At 69.1% G+C, this 18,515-nt stretch carries 11 protein-coding genes and 1 pseudogene; 7 read left to right on the plus strand and 5 right to left on the minus strand.

Features of this window, described 5'->3' with window-relative positions; translation table 11 throughout:
- Positions 1 to 24 precede the first annotated feature (24 nt).
- Positions 25 to 1,233, plus strand: coding sequence for a 3-deoxy-7-phosphoheptulonate synthase (locus tag ACH413_RS10550; RefSeq protein ID WP_360030650.1), 1,209 nt, complete (start codon positions 25 to 27; stop codon positions 1,231 to 1,233).
- A 25-nt stretch (positions 1,234 to 1,258) separates the two neighbouring features.
- Complete coding sequence (locus tag ACH413_RS10555; RefSeq protein ID WP_360030652.1) at positions 1,259 to 2,836, plus strand: bifunctional 3-(3-hydroxy-phenyl)propionate/3-hydroxycinnamic acid hydroxylase; 1,578 nt, start codon at positions 1,259 to 1,261, stop codon at positions 2,834 to 2,836.
- Here the strand turns inward: ACH413_RS10555 and ACH413_RS10560 are convergent.
- Together ACH413_RS10560 and ACH413_RS10565 are read right to left on the minus strand one after the other, a co-directional pair.
- Positions 2,833 to 4,137: a DUF222 domain-containing protein gene (locus tag ACH413_RS10560; RefSeq protein ID WP_360030654.1), complete on the minus strand. Its 1,305-nt coding sequence runs from the start codon at positions 4,135 to 4,137 to the stop codon at positions 2,833 to 2,835. The two genes, ACH413_RS10555 and ACH413_RS10560, sit on opposite strands and share 4 nt — an antisense overlap.
- Positions 4,138 to 4,223: 86 nt before the next feature.
- Complete coding sequence (locus ACH413_RS10565) at positions 4,224 to 6,974, minus strand: AAA family ATPase (RefSeq protein WP_360030656.1); 2,751 nt, start codon at positions 6,972 to 6,974, stop codon at positions 4,224 to 4,226.
- Between the two features lie 285 nt (positions 6,975 to 7,259).
- On the opposite strand from ACH413_RS10565, the gene ACH413_RS10570 reads away from it, so the two are divergent.
- From ACH413_RS10570 to ACH413_RS10585, 4 genes are read left to right on the plus strand one after another with little or no spacing between them, the layout of a single operon-like run.
- Positions 7,260 to 8,633: a glycosyltransferase gene (locus ACH413_RS10570; protein ID WP_360030658.1), complete on the plus strand. Its 1,374-nt coding sequence runs from the start codon at positions 7,260 to 7,262 to the stop codon at positions 8,631 to 8,633.
- 7 nt (positions 8,634 to 8,640) lie between these two features.
- A complete protein-coding gene (locus ACH413_RS10575; RefSeq protein WP_360030660.1) occupies positions 8,641 to 9,696 on the plus strand; it encodes a DegT/DnrJ/EryC1/StrS family aminotransferase in 1,056 nt (351 codons plus the stop codon).
- 3 nt (positions 9,697 to 9,699) lie between these two features.
- Positions 9,700 to 10,869, plus strand: a complete 1,170-nt coding sequence (locus ACH413_RS10580) for a cytochrome P450 (protein ID WP_360030662.1) — start codon at positions 9,700 to 9,702, stop codon at positions 10,867 to 10,869.
- Between the two features lie 10 nt (positions 10,870 to 10,879).
- On the plus strand, positions 10,880 to 11,074 hold the full coding sequence (locus tag ACH413_RS10585) for a ferredoxin (RefSeq protein ID WP_360030664.1): 195 nt from the start codon (positions 10,880 to 10,882) through the stop codon (positions 11,072 to 11,074).
- Positions 11,075 to 11,077: 3 nt separating this feature from the next.
- Here the strand turns inward: ACH413_RS10585 and ACH413_RS10590 are convergent, their stop codons facing one another.
- Positions 11,078 to 11,791: a LysR family substrate-binding domain-containing protein gene (locus tag ACH413_RS10590; protein ID WP_360030666.1), complete on the minus strand. Its 714-nt coding sequence runs from the start codon at positions 11,789 to 11,791 to the stop codon at positions 11,078 to 11,080.
- 56 nt (positions 11,792 to 11,847) lie between these two features.
- Between ACH413_RS10590 and ACH413_RS10595 the strand changes: the two genes are divergently transcribed.
- Positions 11,848 to 12,210 carry a DUF5997 family protein gene (locus ACH413_RS10595; protein ID WP_360031271.1) on the plus strand — a complete coding sequence of 121 codons (363 nt, stop codon included), beginning with the start codon at positions 11,848 to 11,850 and terminating at the stop codon, positions 12,208 to 12,210.
- Positions 12,211 to 12,216: 6 nt separating this feature from the next.
- Here ACH413_RS10595 and ACH413_RS10600 read toward each other — a convergent pair whose 3' ends face one another.
- Entirely contained in the window at positions 12,217 to 13,401 is a 1,185-nt protein-coding gene (locus tag ACH413_RS10600) for a cytochrome P450 (RefSeq protein WP_360030668.1), read from the minus strand.
- A pseudogene (locus tag ACH413_RS10605) lies at positions 13,398 to 18,485 on the minus strand (type I polyketide synthase); the annotation flags it as partial. The gene ACH413_RS10600 and the pseudogene ACH413_RS10605, both read right to left, overlap by 4 nt.
- Between the last annotated feature and the right edge of the window lie 30 nt (positions 18,486 to 18,515).

Raw genomic sequence — 18,515 nt, forward strand, 5'->3', positions numbered from 1 at the left:
GAACCAGAGACAGGAGCGAGAACAATGCCTCAGACGGTGAAGCTGACCGAGTTCACGCAGACGCAGACGGCGGCCCCGTGGATGACGTTGCCGGCGACGCAGCAGCCGCACTGGCACCACCACCCCGACTACGACCTGATCGAAGCCGAACTGTCCGGCGCGCTCCCCCTGGTCGCGCATTCCGAAATTCGCGAGGCGAAACGTGCCCTGGGTCTCGCCGCGCTCGGTGAGGCGCGTGTCCTGCAGCTCGGCGACTGCGCGGAATCGTTTTCGGACGCCGACCCGGTGACAACTTCCCGAAAGGTGCGCAACATCGGTCGCATCGCGTCTCGGCTGGCGGAACGAACCGGGCAGCAAGTGGCTCGTTTCGGACGCATGGCCGGGCAGTACGCCAAGCCCCGCTCGAGCAACTTCGAAACGATCGACGGAGTCGATCTGCCGTCGTTCCGCGGTGAGCTGGTCAATTCGTCCGAGCCCGGCGTTTTCGCCCGCAGGCACGATCCGGAGCGAATGTTGCAGGCCTACGACGCGTCGGCCGCCGTCATCCGAGAAGTGCGCGCCCACTGGTCGGGAAGTGTCGAGGAACTGTCCGGTGGCCCGTGGGTAGCTCATGAGGCATTGGTGCTGGATTACGAGAACGCGCTCATTCGCACCGACGAGCGCACCGGCGAGCAGTTCCTCACCTCGACGCACTTCCCGTGGATCGGTGAGCGCACCCGCCAGCTCGAGAACGCGCACGTCAGCATGTTCTCGGCGATCGCGAACCCGATCGGTGTGAAGGTCGGCCCGACCGCCGACCCCGAGACCGTCGTGCGGCTGTGCCAGCTGCTCGACCCGCACCACACGCCCGGCCGTCTGACGCTCATCGTCCGCATGGGCCGTGAGGACGTCCACGTCGCCCTGCCGCCGATCGTGCGCGCCGTGCGGCGCGCCGGGCACCCCGTCGTCTGGATCTCAGACCCCATGCACGGCAACACGGTCGCCGCCGAATCTGGGCGAAAGACTCGACATGTCACCCATATCATCGAGGAGGCCACGGCGTTCCGGCACATCCTCGAGACCGAGGGCGCGCACGCGGCCGGCTTGCACCTGGAAGTGGCCGCGACGGACGTGACGGAGTGCGTCGGCGGGTCCGTCCCCGACGAGAACGCTCTCTCCGCGCGCTACGAGACCCTCTGCGACCCGCGGCTGAACCCCGAACAGGCGCTCGGAGTGATCGACTCGGTGTTCTGATTCCCCCAGGCAGACAGGGAAACTGATGAAGTCACACACCGCCGACGTCGCGGTAGTCGGCTGCGGCCCGGTCGGCCTCGTTCTGTCCATCCTCCTCGCGCACAAGGGATGGCGGGTCGTCCTGCTGGAGAAGTACCGCGGCCAGTACCCCTTCCCGCGCGTGGTCGCGTTCGACGGTGAGACCGCCCGCTCGTTCGCCTCGGCCGGCATCGGCGCCGACCTGATGGAACTCGGCGAACCCCTGGGGCAGTACATGTTCCAGAACGCCGAGGGCCGCGAACTGTTCAGCTTCGAGGCACCGTACGAGCCCGGCCGCGACGGCTGGCCGATCGCGACCGTGATGCACCAGCCGACGTTCGAACGGGCGTTGCGCGAACACGTGCTGACCTTGCCGAACATCACGACGTTGTTCGGGCACAAGGTGGAGGCGGTGCAGGACCACGGCTCGCACGTGTCGATCACCGCGCCCGGCCCGGACCACGAGGGTGACGTCACGGCGTCCTTTGTGATCGGGTGCGATGGCGCCAACAGCTTCGTCCGCGACGTCATGGGCTCGCGGATGATCGACCTGAACTTCAAGCACGACTGGCTGCTGGTCGACGTCGTCTTCCACGAGAAGCGCGCGTTCCGGCCGAACGACGTGCAGGTGTGCGACCCGGCCCGGCCGACGACGATCGTCGCGTCCGGCCGCGGGCACCGGCGCTGGGAGTTCATGCGGCTGCCCGGCGAGTCGATCGAAGAGATGTCCACCGTGGAGCGCATGTGGGAGCTCCTGGCGCCCTATGACGTGACCCCCGCGAACGCCGACCTGACGCGCAACATCGTCTACACGTTCCAGGCGGCGATGGCGGACAAGTGGCGCAACGGCAGGATGTTGCTGGCCGGGGACTCCGCGCACCTGATGCCGCCGTTCGCCGGCCAGGGCATGTGTTCCGGCATCCGCGACTCGGTGAACCTGGCGTGGAAGCTCGACCTGGTGCTGCGGGACCTGGCCTCTGACTCCCTGCTCGACGCGTACCAGGCCGAACGCGCTCTGCAGGTGCGGCACACGATCGAGATGTCCATCGAGGTGGGCAAGATCGTGTCCGAACTGGACCCGGTGGCCGCCGCGCGGCGGGACGCGTTCCTGATCGCCATGCAGGCCAAGCCCGAAGGTGTGGACCTCGCGCCGTCCGCCTACGCGCTGGAGGACGGCATCGTCCGGCGCACCCCGGACATCACCCTGCCGCACGGCGAACTCTCGCCCCAGGGCGTGGTGGCGCGGGGAACCCAGCGGGACCGGTTCGACGACGTCGTCGGACGCGGGTGGCAGCTGATCACGACGCTCGACCCGTACGAGGCGCTGGGCGAGGACGAGCTGGAGTTCCTGAAGTCGCTGGGGACGCACCTGGTGCGGGTGATGCCGGCCGGGATTCCACCGAAGATCGCTCGGGCGCACGAGGTCGTGGACGTCGAGCGGCTCTACCTGCCCTGGCTGGCCGGGTACAGGAAGGTCGCGGCGCTGGTGCGGCCCGACTACTACGTGTTCGGGTTCGCCGCGGACCGGGCCGACCTGCCCGCACTGGTGAACGACCTGAAGGCGCAGTTGCCACTGGTGCGCTAGACCAAGGCCGGGGCCGGGCGAGAACGCGGTGGCGGCAACACCCAGCTCGGCACCAACGTGCTGGGGCTGTCGGTGTGTCTCGTCTTGGGGTTTTCGTCATCGAGGTCGTGGAGCACGTTGCGGCGGGCGGCACGGTCTGGATCCAGCCAGCCCGGTGGGTGGAACCGCGGCAGGCCCTGCACCATCCTGATCTCCCACTCGCTGTGGTGGATCAGGCGGTGGTGGTTGCGGCACAGCAGCACGGCGTTGCCGACGGAGGTCTCGCCTCCGTTGGACCAGAACCGGACGTGGTGGGCGTCGCAGTGTTTCGGCGGGCGCTCGCAGCCGGGGAAGGCGCAGCCCTGGTCGCGGGCCACCAGCACGCGGCGGATCGCGGCGGGGAAGGTGCGGGCCTTGCGGCCGATGTCCATCGGCTGGGAGCGCTCGCCCAGGACCAGCGGGATGATGCCGGCGTTACAGGCGAGCTGACGGGCCTCGGCGGCCGGGATGCGCTCGCGGTTGTCGAGCATCGCCTGACCCTCCTGGCTCACCAGGTCCTCGTAGCGCATCGTCAGGGTGAGGCTGACCGGTTCGCCGCCGTGCTCGGGCAGCTGGTCGGCGCGCAGCACCAGGTCGACGAGCTCGGCCAGCGCGTCACCCTCGCGTTCGGAGCGCGTGCGGAGGTCCGGGCCTTCCTCGGGCGTCTCCGGGCGCGGCTTGGCCAGCGGGTCCATCAGAGCCTCGTACTTCGCGCCGGTGATCTTGTCGAGCTTCGCCCAGATCTCCAGGCACTCGCCCTTCCAGCGCATCACGTGCTGGTTCGTCGGCGGCGCGGGCTCGGTGTCGCGGGGCTCCGGGTCGTCCTGGTACAGGCGGTAGGCCAGTTCCCTGCCGAAGGAGCGGACCGCGCTCGGCTCATGAGCCTGCGCGAACTCCACCACCGGGGCCTCGGCCGCGGCGGGAAGCTTCTTCATCACCTCGGCGACGGCGGAGATGTGGTCGGCGGAGAGCGTGCCGTCCGCGACCGCGGCGGCGGTCACCGGGAGTTCCGGCTCCAGCCTGCTGCCCGTCGGGGTGATGTCGTGGCTCAGAGCGTGCGCGTTCGCGAGCCACTGCCGGGCGGTCTTCAGGTCCCAGCGGACCGCGTGCCGCAGCACCTGCGGCAGGTCCTTGTACCCGAGCTCGGCGGCCGCGCCGCGACGGTCCAGTTCAGCGAGCTTCCGCAGCACCGCGTGCTCACGAACCCTGATCTCCACGACCTCGCTGACGACGCTGTTCAGCAGCTCGTCAGTCGAGAGGAGACACGGGTCCGGTTCGCTCATATGTTCGACGCTACCGCAAGATCACGTTTTGATAACGGGCGAGAGCGGACACGATCGAGTGAAAGCGCGGCGTCCTCAGTGGAGGATCAGGCCGTGCTGGGCAGGTACGAGTGCAGATCCGCGGGGAGATCCTTGCGGTACTTGACGTTCAGCTTCCGGTACACCCTGGTCAGGTGCTGCTCGATGGTCGACGGCGTGATGTAGAGCTTCGACGCGATCTCCCTGTTCGTGTAGCCCACCGCGGCCAAGGCGGCCACCCGCCGTTCCGCGTCGGTCAGCGTCGCGATCGGATCGGCCGGCTTCTCCTCGGCCGGCGCGTCCTCGCCGTCGGCCTTTCCCCGCGAGGGCAGCAACTCCTCGCACAACTCGGCGGCGTCGCAGACGTTCGCCACGTGCCACGCCCGCCGGGCCACGGTCCACGCGCGCCGGTGTTCCCTCAAGGCCTGGTGTGCCTTGGACAGGTCGGCCAACGCGCGGGCCAGCTCGTACTGGTCGCCGTACTCCTCCAGGATCACCACGGCGTCCTGCAGCAGCTGCGGCCTGTTGTGCGGCTGGTTGGTGGCGGCCAGCAACCGCAACGCCACTCCTCGGGTGCGCGAGGCCTCCGGGCCCAGCCGGGCGAGCTGCTCGTTGATCAGCCGCTTGGCCTCGTCCCGGTTCGCCCCGTGCTGCAGCCACGCCTCCGCGGCCGACGTCCGCCACGCCACCACCCCTGGCTGGTCCACGCCCCAGGACGTCATCAGCTCGCCGCAGGACAGGAAGTCCGCGAGCGCCGCGTAGTGCCGGGACGTCGCCAGGTAGTGGTGGCCGCGCGCGTACAGGTAGTGCAACCCGTACCGCGACTGGAACATCGCCTCGGGCACCGGCTGTTCCAGGAACGAAGCCGCGTCCTCGTGCCTCCCCATCTTGGTGGCCGCGTTGATGAGGATCCCCAGCGGCATGCCCAGCGCCACGCCCCACCCACCGGCGGGCATGAGGTCCAGGGCGTTCTGGGCGTGCTCGAACGCCGTGGTCAGGTCGCCGCGCCGCAGCGACACCTCGGCCCGCACACAGGAGAAGAATGCGCGCGCGACCGCGAGGTTCTTGGTCCGCGCCTCGTCCAGCAGCTTGTCGCACCACTGCGCCGCCACGTCGAGCCGGTCCGCGTAGACCAGGGCCTGCAACGCCAGCATCGCCGACTCCGGGCCCCACCAGCCGCTGTCGGACGGCCGCGCGGCCTGCAGCACGTGCTCGGCGTCGGTGGCCGAAGCGTCGTTGTTGCCGTACGTCAGCACGTTCGCCAGGGAGGTGACGGCCTTCAGCATCGGTCCGGAGGTCAGACTCACCGTCCGGGTCTTCACGGCCTCCGGGGTGGACGTCGCCCGGCGGGCCAGGGTCGGGTGCGAGCAGGCGAGCCACAGTTCCATGGCGCGCAGGCCGTTGCTCGACGTGGTGGTGCGCCGGACCCGGTCCATCGCCTCGGTGGCCTCGTCGACCTGGCAGTTCCACAGCATCGGCTGCACCAGCGACGTCACGTCCCGGTCGGAGAGCTGCCCGGCCCGCATCGCCGGGATCACCGTGCCGAGCCTTCTTCCGGCCGCGGACGGGTTGCCCCGCCACTCCACCCGCACCAGCTTCGCCGCGATCGCCGCGCGCCCGTGCACCTCGACGCACGCCCGATGAGCCAGTTCCAGGTAGCGCAACGCCGTGTCGATCTGCTCGTCGCGCAGGGCGTGCTCGGCGGCCTCCACGAAGACCGGCACCATCCACGGGTTCTCGGAGTGGTCGGCCATCACCAGGTAGGGAGCGACCTCGGTGGCGGGCGCGCCCTCGTCGTGCAGCAGCAACGCCGCGCCGAGGTACATCTCCTTGCGGTCCTGAGTGGACAGATCGTCCAGCACGGCTCCCCGAGCGGCCGGGTCGCGGAACCAGCCGTCGCACAGCAGCCCGGCCTCGTTCATCACGTCCAGCGCGGACGCCACGGTCTCGGTGTCGGCGCGGGCCAGGCGCCCCAACGACTCCCGCGTCGCCTGCTCCCCCGTCACGGCCAGCGCCCGCGCGACGGGCAGCACGTGGTGGTCGCTGCGGTGCAGACAGCTGACCAGCGCGCGCCGGTAGCTGGGGCCGATCACCAGGCCGCCGTCGTCGCGCGGCTTGCAGAGCCGTTGGTCGTCGAGCAACGACCGCACCAGCAACGGATTCCCGCCGGACAACGCCATCGCGTCCACGGCGTGCACCGGTGCCTCGAACAGCTCGTCCAACGACCCCAGCGGCGCCAGTTGGACGTCGCGGCAATGCGGGTGGCGCAACAGTTCGGTGTGCAGCGCGGTGTGCGCGGCGCGTGGCGAGGCGGTCTCGCTGAGCATCAGCAGCACCTTCGCCTGGCCTATCCGGCGGATCAGGTACAGCAGCCAGTGCAGCGAGGACGAGTCGGCGTGCTGCACGTCGTCGATGCCGATCACCAGTGGTGTCTCGGCCGTGAGATCCAGCAGCGCCAGGCACAACGCGTGCAGTTGGCGCGCGGTCGGCCCGTCAGCACTGCGGGCGGCGGCGTCGAGCAGTTCGCCGACCTCGTCCGGCGCGTCCAGGGGGTGGAAGATCTGACTCGCCACCCCGAACGGCAGATCCCGCTCGAACGCCGAGCAGGTGGCCTTGACGAAGCCGGCTCCCGAAGCCTCCCCGAACGCGTGCAGCAACTCGGTCTTCCCCGACGCGACAGGGCCGGTGAGCAGAGCGACCCTTCCAGATCCTGACAGGGAGTCCGCCAACAACGTCTCCAAGGTGGCCCACTGGTCGTCCCGCTCGATCAGGCCGGCGAGCCTCGCCTTGGTCATGCTGTTGTCAGACGTCCCGGTCATGATGATGTACCTCTCGCCAGGAAAGCCGTCGTGCCGCAGCGCGGTGTGTGCTGATGAGGCACCACCACGTTCCCCCAGCAGCGCGGGCATGACGGGTCGGCACCGAGCGTCGCAGGCGAACGCATCCCCCTCAAATCGATACGCGCCGGTTCTAGGTGTTCTCCTGGAGTACCGGTGCTTTCGAACACTAGGTCTTCTTCTCGAGAAGCCTGCCGCCCTGGGACAGGGCACCACGAGGTCCGGCAGGCTCGCGGTCATCAGGCGTCAGTCCGAAGGGTGAAGTCCATGAGCCAGCGGCCGATCCTGTTCGTCAGTCTGCCGGAGAGCGGCCTGCTGAACCCGATGCTCGTGCTAGCGGAGGAGCTGTCGCGCCGCGGTGTCGGGAACCTGTGGTTCGCCACCGACGACAAGGCTCGCGAGGAGGTCGAGGCGGCGGCGGTCGGCTCGCCGATCGAGTTCTTCTCGCTGGGGGACGTGATCCCGGAGATGTCCTCGGTCACCTGGCCGGACGACGTCTACGCGAAGGTGACGCAGCGGTCGCGGTTCAAGGCGCGCAAGGCCGTCATCGAGCAGACGAACCGGCCGGAGCAGCGGATTCCCAAGTACCGCGCGCTTGCGGAGCTGGTGGACAGGATCGAACCGGCGCTGATGATCGTCGAGTCGATGTGCATGTTCGGCTACGAGGTCGCGATCACCAAGGGAATCCCGTACGTGATCAGCAACCCGTTCGTCGCGTCGAACCTCGTGACGTCCGCGATCCCGATCGGTCCGACCTACACGCCGAAGGACTTCCCGCGCCCGCACACCGGTCTGCCCGCTGACATGTCCTGGACACAACGGTGGGCCAACAGGTTCTTCGGCTGGCGCACGCTCGCGACCGCGTTCACCAAGGACAACAAGGACCGCAACGCGCGCAACGCCAAGGTGATCGCCGAGCTGGACATCTCCCCCAAGGCGTTCGGCCAGTTCGCGCGGGTCGAGCAGGCCGAGATGGTGCTGTGCTACTCGATCCCGGAGATGGACTACCCGTTCGACGTGCCGGAGAAGATCCGTACGGTCGGCGCGCTGGTGCCCCCGCTCCCCCAGGCGGAGCCCGGTGAGCTGGGCACGTGGCTGGACGCGCAGAAGTCCGTGGTCTACATGGGGTTCGGCACGATCACGCGGCTGACCCGGGACCAGGTCGAGGCGTTCGTCCAGGTCGCCCACAGGCTCGACGGCCGGCACTCGGTCCTGTGGAAGCTGCCGCGCGACCAGCAGGAGTTCCTGCCCGCCACGCTTCCCGGCAACCTGCGCATCGAGACGTGGGTGCCGTCGCAGCTGGACGTGCTGGCGCACCCGAACGTCAAGCTCTTCTTCACGCACGCGGGTGGAAACGCCTACACCGAAAGCATTTACTTCGGCAAGCCGATGGTGTCGCGGCCGTTGTGGGTCGACTGCTACGACCAGGCGATCCGCGCCACGAGCTTCGGTGTCGGGCTGACGCTGGACCAGCCGCACACCGTCGACCCGGACGACGTCGCAGACAAGCTGACCCGCGTCCTGGACGACCCGTCGTTCACCGAGAACGCCGAACGTCTCGCGGCGCTGCAGCACTCCGCCGGGGGCCGCAAGACGGCCGCCGACCTGATCCTCTCTCTGCCCGCACTGGCCTCGAAGTGAGTTGACGATGAGCTACCGCTATCCCGTCTCGATGCCTTCGTTGCGCGGCAACGAGCTCGAGTACACGACGAAGGCCGTGACGGACGGCTGGATCTCCTCGCAGGGTCCGTACGTGCCGCAGTTCGAGGAGGCCTTCGCCGCCTACAACGACGTCAGGTACGGCGTCGCCTGTTCTTCTGGCACAACGGCTTTGACGCTCGCGCTGAGGGCTCTGGGCGTCGGTCCCGGCGACGAGGTGATCGTGCCCGAGTTCACGATGATCGCCTCGGCGTGGGCCGTGACCTACACCGGCGCCACCCCGGTCTTCGTGGACTGCGCGGACGACCTCAACATCGACGTCACGAAGATCGAGGAGAAGATCACCCCGCGCACGAAGGTGATCATGCCGGTGCACATCTACGGCCGGCGGTGCGACATGGAGCCGATCCTCGAACTGGCCTACGAGTACAACCTGCGCGTGGTCGAGGACTCGGCCGAGGCGCACGGCGTCAAGCCGACCGGGGACATCGCCGCGTTCTCGTTGTTCGCCAACAAGGTCATCACCTCGGGTGAGGGCGGTGTCTGCGTCACGAACGACCCGCACCTGGCGCGGCAGATGGCACACCTGCGCGGCATGGCGTTCACCCGCGACCACAGCTTCCTGCACAAGAAGCTCGCCTACAACTTCCGGATGACCAACCTGCAGGCCGCGGTCGCGCTCGCGCAGACCGAACGCCTCGACGAGATCATCGCGACGCGCGCGCAGATCGAGAAGCGGTACGACGAGGGTCTTCGCGGCATCGCCGGCATCACCCTCATGCCGCCGCGCGACGTGTTGTGGATGTACGACCTGCGCGCGGAACGCCGGGAGGAGCTCAGGACCTTCCTGGCGGACAACGGCATCGAGACCCGTCTGTTCTTCAAGCCGATGAGCAGGCAGCCCGGCTATCTCGACCCGGTGTGGCCGACGCTGAACGCGAACCGGTTCGCCGAGGACGGGTTGTACCTCCCCACCCACGCCGAGCTGACCGAGGACGACCAGGACCACATCGTGGCGCAGGTCCGCCGGTTCTACGAGGGATGAGACATGACGAGCACTGACCTGGTCCCGTTCATGATGCGCCGCCCCGGCGTGCCGTTCCCTCCTCCCGAGTACGAGGGGTTCCGCACGAAACCCGGCCTGACGAAGGCCGCGTTGCCGTCCGGCGAGACGGTGTGGCTGGTGACCAGGCACGAGGAGGTGCGCGCGGTCCTCACCGATCCGCGCATCAGTTCCAACCCGACGCACGAGGGTTTTCCGCGGCCGTCGCGCACCGTGGGCGCGCCGTCCGCGGACGACGTGCCGGGCTGGTTCGTGTCGCTGGACCCGCCGGACCACAACAGGTTCCGCAAGGCGCTGATCCCCGAGTTCACGGTGCGCCGCATCAGGGCGTTGCGGCCGGCGGTCGAGCAGATCGTCGACCACGCCATCGACCAGATGCTGGCCAAGGGCACCACGGCGGAACTCGTCGAGGACTTCTCGCTGACGGTGCCGTCGCTGGTGATCTCCGCGCTGCTGGGCGTACCGAAGGTGGACCGCGACTTCTTCGAGGAGAAGACGAAGGTCCTGGTGACGCTGACGTCGACCGACGAGCAGCGGGACAAGGCGTCCGAGCACCTGCTGCGCTACATCAACCGGCTGATCACGATCAAGTCCAAGCGTCCCGGCGACGACCTGATCAGCAAGCTGCTGCAGGGCGGTCTGCTGACGCCGCAGGAGCTCTCGGGTGTCTCGATGCTGCTGCTGATCGCGGGCCACGAGACGACGGCGAACAACATCTCGCTCGGTGTCGTCACCTTGTTGCAGCAGAAGCAGTGGATCGACGACGACCGCATGATCGAGGAACTGCTGCGCTACCACTCGGTGGCGGACCTGGTGGCGTTGCGCGTGGCGATCGAGGACGTCGAGATCGGCGGCCAGCTGGTCCGGGCGGGCGAGGGCATCGTGCCGCTCGTGGCCGGCGCGAACCACGACCCGGAGATGTTCGAGCGGCCGGACGAGTTCGACCCGTCCCGTTCGGCGACCGGGCACGTGGCGTTCGGGTACGGCGTGCACCAGTGCCTCGGGCAGAACCTGGTGCGGCTGGAGATGGACGTCGCCTACCGCGGCCTGTTCCGGCGCATTCCGACGCTGGAGCTCGGCGTCGCGCTGGACGAGCTGCGGTTCAAGTACGACGGAGTCCTCTTCGGACTCCACGAGCTACCTGTGCGTTGGTGAGAGGATCGTCATGGCTCGGATCAGTGTGGACACCGGCAAGTGCATCGGCTCGGCTCAGTGCGTGCTGGCCGCGCCGGACGTGTTCGACCAGGACGACGACGGGTTCGTCACGGTGCTCGACGCCGCCCCGTCGGGCGACGCGGAGTCGGCCGCGCGGACGGCCAGGGGCATCTGCCCCGCCCAGGCCATCACCGTGCACGACTGAGGTTCAGCGACCGCGACGGGGTTTCGCGCGCTTGGCGGGCTGCTTCTTCTGCGCGGGCGCGGGGCCCCGGCGCGGCTGTTGCTGCTTGGGCGCCTGCTTCTTCTTCTCGGGCTCCGGCGCGGGACCGCGGGTGCTGTTGACCGTGCGGCCGCGGACGATGCCGATCATGTGCTCGATCAGCTCGGGGTTCTCGTCGCGGATCGGGAACGACAGCGCCACGCGGGACTGCGGCGCGTCCGAGAGCGGCACGTACTTGAGGTCCTTGCGGTGGTGCAGGCGCGCCAGTGACTGCGGCACGACCAGCATGCCGACACCGGCGGCCACGATCTGGATGGCGTCCGCGGTGGTCTCCGGCCGTTCGACGGGCGGCTGACCTGGCTGGGAGTCCCAGTCGAGCGGGTCGTCGAGCGGCTGCCACAGGACGTGCCCCGCCAGGTCCTCGACGGACAGTTCGTCGGCGGCGGCGAACTCGTGGTCCTTCGGGAACACGACGACGCTGGTCTCGGTGTAGAGCGGGATCGCGTGCAGGTCCTCGCGGTCGCCGGGCAGCCGCAGCAGCGCGGCGTCGGCCTCACCGGACCGCACCTTCGCCCCTGCTTCGGCGGTGGTCACCTGGACGAGGGTCAGCGGGGTCTCCGGCAGGCGTTCCTCCCAGACCCGTGCCCACTTGCCCGGCGTCACACCTGGGACGTACGCGAGCGTGAAAGAGCCGGTCACGCGCTGAGGCTACCGGACGCAGCGGTTACTCTTTGCGCATGAAGTCGCAGCAGACCATGAAGCCAGCCACCGCCGCCAAGAAGCTCGGCGTGTACCTCGAGGCCACCCCCGAGGAGTTCCAGGCCGGCGTCGTGTCGCGCGACGAGCTGAACGAGCTGCAGGCCAACCCGCCGGAGTGGCTGGCGAACCTGCGCAGCAACGGCCCGCACCCCAAGCAGCTCATCGCGCAGAAGCTCGGTATCTCGGCGTCGGGCCTGGTGCGCGCCGGCATCACCGAGGCGCTCACCACCGACCAGATCACCGCGATCAAGGACGAGAACCCCGATTGGCTGGTGCGCGAGCGCGCCACCTACAAGGAGTTCAAGGCCGAAGAGGCGCGCCTGGCGGAGAAGGCGCGCCTCGAGGAAGAAGCGGAGTGACCCCGCTCACCAGGTGACGGGAAACTTCTCCAGACCGCCCGCGAGCCGTCCACCGGGGTGGGATTCGAGCTCCGACTCCGGCACGGCGAGCCGCAGCCCCGGCAGGCGTTCGAACAGGGTCGTGTAGGCGACGGCGAGGATGATCCGCACGAGCGGGGCGCCGGTGCAGTGCCGCATGCCGTGACCGAACGTGAAGTGGTGGTTCGGCGAGCGGGTGACGTCGAAGTCGTGCGGGTTCTCGAACGCGCGCGGGTCGAAGTTCGCGAGGCTGAAGTCGAGCATCACGAGGTCGCCCTCCTTGATCGTGACGCCCCCGATCTCGATGTCCTCGCTGGCGTAGCGGGGCAGGACGGGTGAGCTGATCGTGGCGCGCATGACCTCGTCGACGGCGCGGGCCATGATCTCCGGGTCGGCCATGGCCTTCGCGCGCTGCTCGGGGTTGCGCAGGAACAGCAGCACGCCGAAGTCGAGGTGGCTCGCGAGGCCCGCGAGGCCGGTGAACAGCAGCGTGACGACGTGGAGGCCGATCTCCTCGTTGGTCAGGCCGGTCTCGATGAACCGCGAGATGACGTCGTCGCCGAGCTCTGACCTGCGACGTTCGCCGATGTCGGCGGCGAAGGAGAACAGCGGGTCCATGCCGGCCTCTGCGGACTCCTGGTCGGAGGCGCCGACGGTGTCCATCATCTCCAGCAGCTTGGCGCGGTCCTCGACGGGGATGCCGACCATGTCGCACAGCGCCTGCTGCGAGTAGTCCATCGAGTAGGCGTCGTGCAGGTCGGCGGGCTGCCCTGCGGCGATGATCGCGTCGATCTTGTCGTTCGCGATGCCGATGACGCGCTCGCGGCGTTCGATGACGCGGCGGGCGGCGAAGCTCTTGGTGTAGAGGACGCGCTTCTTCTCGTGGCGCTCCTTCTCGACCTCGATGTCGTCGGCGGTGATGAGCATGTCGAGCATCGGGTTGCGGAAGTAGCGCGGCGCGTTGGCGGGGTCCTTGTGGCTGCGGCCGAGCTTCTGGTTCTGCAGCAGCGACTTCACCTCGGCGTGGCGGGTGACGAGCCAGCCCTCGTCGCCCGCGGGCGTCCGGATGCGGCACACCGGCGCCTGTTCCTGCAACCGCAGCCGGAGTTCGCTGAACGTCAGGATCGACGGCAGTTCGACCCCGATCAGGGGCAGTTCCTGCGATGTGGTCATCGGACGCCTTCCAGTTTCTCGATACGGGTGCTGAGCCAGTCCTCCATGACGTCCGCGACGACGCCCGCGTCCTCCTTGACCATCGCCATGTGGTCGGTGGCGACGACGCGGATCTCGTCGGCGGGCACGTCGACGTCCTGGTTCGTCGTGACGAGGTCGGTGCCCTTGACCTCGTTGGCGCAGCGGATGAGCAGCTTCGGGACCGTCGTGTGGAGGCCGGTGTCGATGATGAGCGGGAACCAGTGCGCCATCGCGGACAGGCGGGTGCTGTTCATGTTCACCGCGGGCGAGTCCATGGTGTTGAAGTAGTTCGCGGTGACGGCGCCGAAGTCCATGCCCTCGCTGGAGTTGTAGTTCATGCTCAGGGTGTCGAGCATGATCACCGCTTCCGGGGTGATCCCCCAGGTCTCCTCGAGCACGGCGGCCGCGAAGTAGGCGAGGGTGCCGCCGGAGGAGTGTCCGACCAGGACGAACGGGTCGCCGTCGGTGCCGTTGAGGATGCTCTCCGCGACGAACCTGGCGGCGGCCTCCGTGGTGCGCGGTAACGCTTCGCCTTCGTTGAAGCCGATGAGCGGGAGCGCGGAGACGTGGCGTTTGCCGCGCAGGTGGGCGGCGAGCCGCGCGTACATGTGCACGCCGGCGGTGGCGCCGGGTGCGCTGACGCAGACCAGTTTCGGCAGTTTCGGGCCGTCGGCGAGGGTGACGGGGACGGGCAGGTCCTCCAGTTCGGCCGGGCTGTCGAACATCGGGCGCAGGTTCGCGACGGCCTTGAGCAATCTGAGGCCCTCGACGACCTTGCCTCCGCTGACGCTGTCCATGAACAGCCCGAACACCGTGTCGTGCGCGCTGACCGCCAGGCCGTTGCTGGTGGCGGGCCCGGCGATGGTGCCCAGCTCGGCGTCGACCCGCGCGGCGAGCGCGGCCGGGGTGCCGCTGTCGAACACGGCGCTGCCGGGGAGTTTGAGGTTGAGCATGTCGTTGAGCTGGTTGCGCAGTTCGACGGCGATGAGGCTGTCAAAGCCCAGTTCCAGGAAGTTCTTCTCGGGGTCCACTTTGGACGAATCATTGTGGCCGAGCAGTGCGGCGCACGTGCCGACGACCAGTTCGCGGACCTGGCTGACGCGGTCGTCGCCGTCGAGGGTGCGCAGCCGGTCGAGGACCGTCACGGCCGCCATCTGGCTCTGCTGCGGGAGGAGCTGCTCGTCGACGATGTCGCGCAGCAGCGGGGCGACGCGCTGCTGGTTGCGGTTGACGTGCATGGGGACGACGACGCGCCTGTTCTCGGCGAGTGCGGCGTCGAACAGCGCGAGGCCCTGTTCGGCGGCCAGCGGCGGCATGCCGGAACGGGTGATGCGATCCATGGCGGCGTCGCTCAGGCCCGCGGTCATGCCGCTGTCCTGCGCCCACGGGCCCCAGGCGAGGCTGATGGTGTTCTCGCGGCTCTGGGCGAGGGCGTCGAGGTAGGAGTTGGCGGCGGCGTAGTTGCCCTGGCCGGGCGCGCCCATGACGTTGGAGACGGAGCTGTAGAGCACGAGCAGCTTGAGGTCGTGCTGGGCGAGCAGGTGCGCGGCGTCGACCTTGGGCGTGAGGACCGCTCGGAGACGGTCCGGGGTGAGCGCGTCGACCAGGGCGTCGTCCAGCACGCCCGCCGTGTGGATGACGGTGGTGAGCGGGCGTTCCGTGGCGGCGAACAGGGTCTGGACGTCGTTGGGGTTCGAGACGTCAGCGGCCGCGATGGTGACGGTGGCGCCCTTGTTCTCCAGTTCCTGCTTGACGTTCTGCGCGCCGGGTGCCTCCTCACCGCGGCGGCTGGCGAGCAGGAGGTGCTTCACGCCGTGCCTGGTGACAAGGTGTTTCGCCAGTTCGGCGCCGAGACCGCCGGTGCCACCGGTGATCAGGACGGTGTCGTCCTCGCTCCACTCGTACGTGGCGTCGGGGTTCTCGGGCAGTTCCTTGAGGCGGGCGACCTCGACCTTGCCCGCGCGGACGACGACCTGCGGTTCGTCGCCGTTGACGAGGGAGGTGAGCAGGGCGCCGGAAACGTCGAGGCCGTCGCTGTCGACGAGCAGGAACCGGCCGGGGTTCTCGGCCTGGGCGGTGCGGACCAGGCCCCACACGGCCGCCGCGGCCAGGTCCTCGCCCGCCGCGGCACCGCGGCTGACGAAGACGACGCGGGAGTTCTCAAACTTCAGCGCCTCCTGGAGGATGCTCAGCGCTCGCTGGGTCTGCGCGTGGGTTGTCTCTGGCGTGTTGTCGCCCGTGACGGCCACGACGAACACGTCCGGCGTCGTGTTCTGGGCGGCCTCGGTGAGGGTCTCGCCGTAGCCGCTGACGGACTGGCCCGCCGCGTACAGGACGTGGGCGAGGTCGAACTCGTCGCCGCCGATGATCGCCCAGCGCGCGCCCGTGATGGCCGGTGCGTCCACTGTGGACTTCACCCAGTTCAGCTCGTAGAGCGCGGGGCGGCTGGCGTTCGGCTGGGCGCCGGGGGCCATGGTGCTGCGCGGCCAGAACCGCTCGGTGTCGAACGGGTAGGTGGGCAGCGCCGTCTTCTTGCCCTGTTTCGGCCAGCTGATCTTGGCGCCGACCGTATAGAGCTTGGCCAGCGCCGTGATGAACGCCGTGACCTCGTCCCTGTCTTTGCGCATCGTCGGGATGGCGCGGTCCACCAGGGCGGCCAGGACGGCGCTAGGGCCGATCTCGACGTGGGTGGCTTCCCCGATTCGGCTGACGTTGCCGGCGAAGCGGACGGTGTCGCGGACGTGGCTGACCCAATACTCGGGGTTCGTGACGTCGCCGGTGGCGCTGAACGGGATCTTCGGCGGGTTCAGCGCGATGGTGCTGATGGCGGCGCGGAAGTCGTCGAGCATCGGCTCCATCAGCGGTGAGTGGAACGCGTGGCTGACTTTCAGCTGCTTGGTCTTGCGGTCGCCGAACCGCGCGGCCACCTCTCGCGCTTCTTCTTCGACACCGGCGATGACGACCGAGTCCTCGGCGTTGACGGCGGCCAGGGAGACGCCCGCGGTGAGGTGCGGTGTGACCTCGGCTTCGGTGGCCTGGAGCGCGATCATCACGCCATCCGCCGGGAGGTTCTGCATGAGGCTCGCCCTGGCCGTGACGAGCTTCGCGGCGTCTTCGAGGCTCAGGACGCCGGCGATGTGCGCGGCGGCGATCTCGCCGATGGAGTGGCCCGCAACGTGGTCGGCTTTGAAGCCGTAGCTCTCCAGCAGCCGGTACAGCGCGACCTCGAACGCGAACAGCGCGGGCTGGGTGTGGCCGGTCTGGTCGAGGCGGGTCTCGTCCTCCCACATGATCTCCTTGAGGCCTGCGGGGAGGTGGCGGAGTGCGGCGTCGAGGGCCTCCTGGAAGGCGGGGAACGCCTCGTACAGCTCCTTGCCCATGCCGACGCGCTGGGCGCCCTGGCCGGAGAACAGCGCGGCGAACGGCTTGCGCTGCACGGTCCCGGTCGCGATGACGTCGCCGCCGAGGAGGACCGCGCGGTGGTCGAACGTCGTCGGCCGCGTGGTGAGCAGCGAGTACGCGATGTCTGCCGGTTCGCCTTCCAGCGCCTTGATCTGCTCGACGCGGGCCTTCAGGGCGTTCGCCGACTTCGCCGAGACGACGAGCGGATGCCGGCCCACCAGCCCCTGAATCGATTCCGGCTGGCCGGCCCCCAGGGGGTCGCGAGCCCCCATCCCAATCATCTCAGGCAGGTCTGACAGTTCTGGCGCCTCTTGGATGATCACGTGGGCGTTGGTGCCGCTCACCCCGAACGACGAGATACCGGCGCGGCGCGGTTTGTCACCCCGCGGCCAGGCGGTGGGTTCCGTCAGAAGCGACACGCTGCCCGCCGACCAGTCGACGTGCGACGAGGGTTCGCTGACGTGCAGGGTCGGCGGGAGGGTGTCGTGGCGCAGCGCCTCCACGATCTTGATGACGCCCGCGACGCCGGCCGCGGCCTGGGTGTGGCCGATGTTGGACTTGATCGCGCCGAGCCGCAGCGGCGTCGCGCGGTCTTGGCCGTAGGTGGCCAGCAGCGCCTCGGCCTCGATCGGATCTCCCAGCACCGTGCCGGTTCCGTGGGCCTCGACGGCGTCCACGTCGGACGCGGACAGGCCCGCCGAGGTCAGCGCGGCCTTGATCACCTCGCGCTGCGCAGGGCCGTTCGGGGCGGAGAGGCCGTTGGAGGCGCCGTCCTGGTTGATCGCGCTGCCGGCGACGACGGCGAGCACCGGGTGGCCGTGGCGCTGGGCGTCGGAGAGCTTCTCCACCAGCAGCACGCCGATGCCCTCGGCCCAGCCGGTGCCGTCCGCGTCGTCCGAGAACGCCTTGCACCGGCCCGAGGTCGCGAGACCGCCCTGCCGGGTGAATCCGGCGAAGTTCGACGACGTCGCCATGACGGTGACGCCACCGGCCAGCGCGAGGGAGCACTCGCCGTTGCGCAGCGCCTGAGAGGCCAGGTGCAGGGCCACCAAGGACGAGGAGCACGCGGTGTCGACGGTGACGGCCGGGCCCTCGAAGCCGAACGTGTAGGAGATGCGGCCGGAGATGACGCTGGCCGCGGTGCCCATGCCGGCGTGCCCCTCGACGTCCTCCTGGGAGGCGATCAGGACGTGGCCGTAGTCCTGGCCGTTGGTGCCGACGAACACGCCGGTCCGCGAGCCGCGCAGCGACGTCGGGTCGATGCCCGCGCGTTCGACGGCCTCCCACGTGGTCTGCAGCAGGAGTCGCTGCTGCGGGTCCATCGCCAGGGCCTCGCGCGGCGAGATGCCGAAGAAGCCGGGGTCGAAGTCGGCGGCGTCGTAGAGGAACCCGCCCTGCAACGTCGCGCTGGTGCCGCCGGCCAGCGTGCCCAGGTCCCAGCCGCGGTCCGTCGGGAACCCGGTGATGGCGTCACGGCCCTGCACGACCAGTTCCCACAGGTCTTCCGACGAGCGGACGTCGCCGGGGAAGCGGCAGGCGATGCCCACGATCGCGACCGGTTCGTGCCTGCCGGACTCGACCTCCTCCAGGCGCTTGCGGGTCTGGGCGAGATCGGCGGTGACCCACTTCAGGTACTCAACGAGCTTCTCTTCGTTCGGCATCGCCGGAAACCTTCCGTCCGCGTGGTGGGG

Source organism: Lentzea sp. NPDC020367, from assembly GCF_044387305.1.
GTDB lineage: Bacteria > Actinomycetota > Actinomycetes > Mycobacteriales > Pseudonocardiaceae > Lentzea.

Coding starts and splice junctions, on each gene's coding strand:
- ACH413_RS10550 (WP_360030650.1), top strand. CDS start 25: ATGCCTCAGACGGTGAAGCTGACCGAGTTCACGCAGACGCAGACGGCG.
- ACH413_RS10555 (WP_360030652.1), top strand. CDS start 1,259: ATGAAGTCACACACCGCCGACGTCGCGGTAGTCGGCTGCGGCCCGGTC.
- ACH413_RS10560 (WP_360030654.1), bottom strand. CDS start 4,137: ATGAGCGAACCGGACCCGTGTCTCCTCTCGACTGACGAGCTGCTGAAC.
- ACH413_RS10565 (WP_360030656.1), bottom strand. CDS start 6,974: ATGACCGGGACGTCTGACAACAGCATGACCAAGGCGAGGCTCGCCGGC.
- ACH413_RS10570 (WP_360030658.1), top strand. CDS start 7,260: ATGAGCCAGCGGCCGATCCTGTTCGTCAGTCTGCCGGAGAGCGGCCTG.
- ACH413_RS10575 (WP_360030660.1), top strand. CDS start 8,641: ATGAGCTACCGCTATCCCGTCTCGATGCCTTCGTTGCGCGGCAACGAG.
- ACH413_RS10580 (WP_360030662.1), top strand. CDS start 9,700: ATGACGAGCACTGACCTGGTCCCGTTCATGATGCGCCGCCCCGGCGTG.
- ACH413_RS10585 (WP_360030664.1), top strand. CDS start 10,880: ATGGCTCGGATCAGTGTGGACACCGGCAAGTGCATCGGCTCGGCTCAG.
- ACH413_RS10595 (WP_360031271.1), top strand. CDS start 11,848: ATGAAGCCAGCCACCGCCGCCAAGAAGCTCGGCGTGTACCTCGAGGCC.
- ACH413_RS10600 (WP_360030668.1), bottom strand. CDS start 13,401: ATGACCACATCGCAGGAACTGCCCCTGATCGGGGTCGAACTGCCGTCG.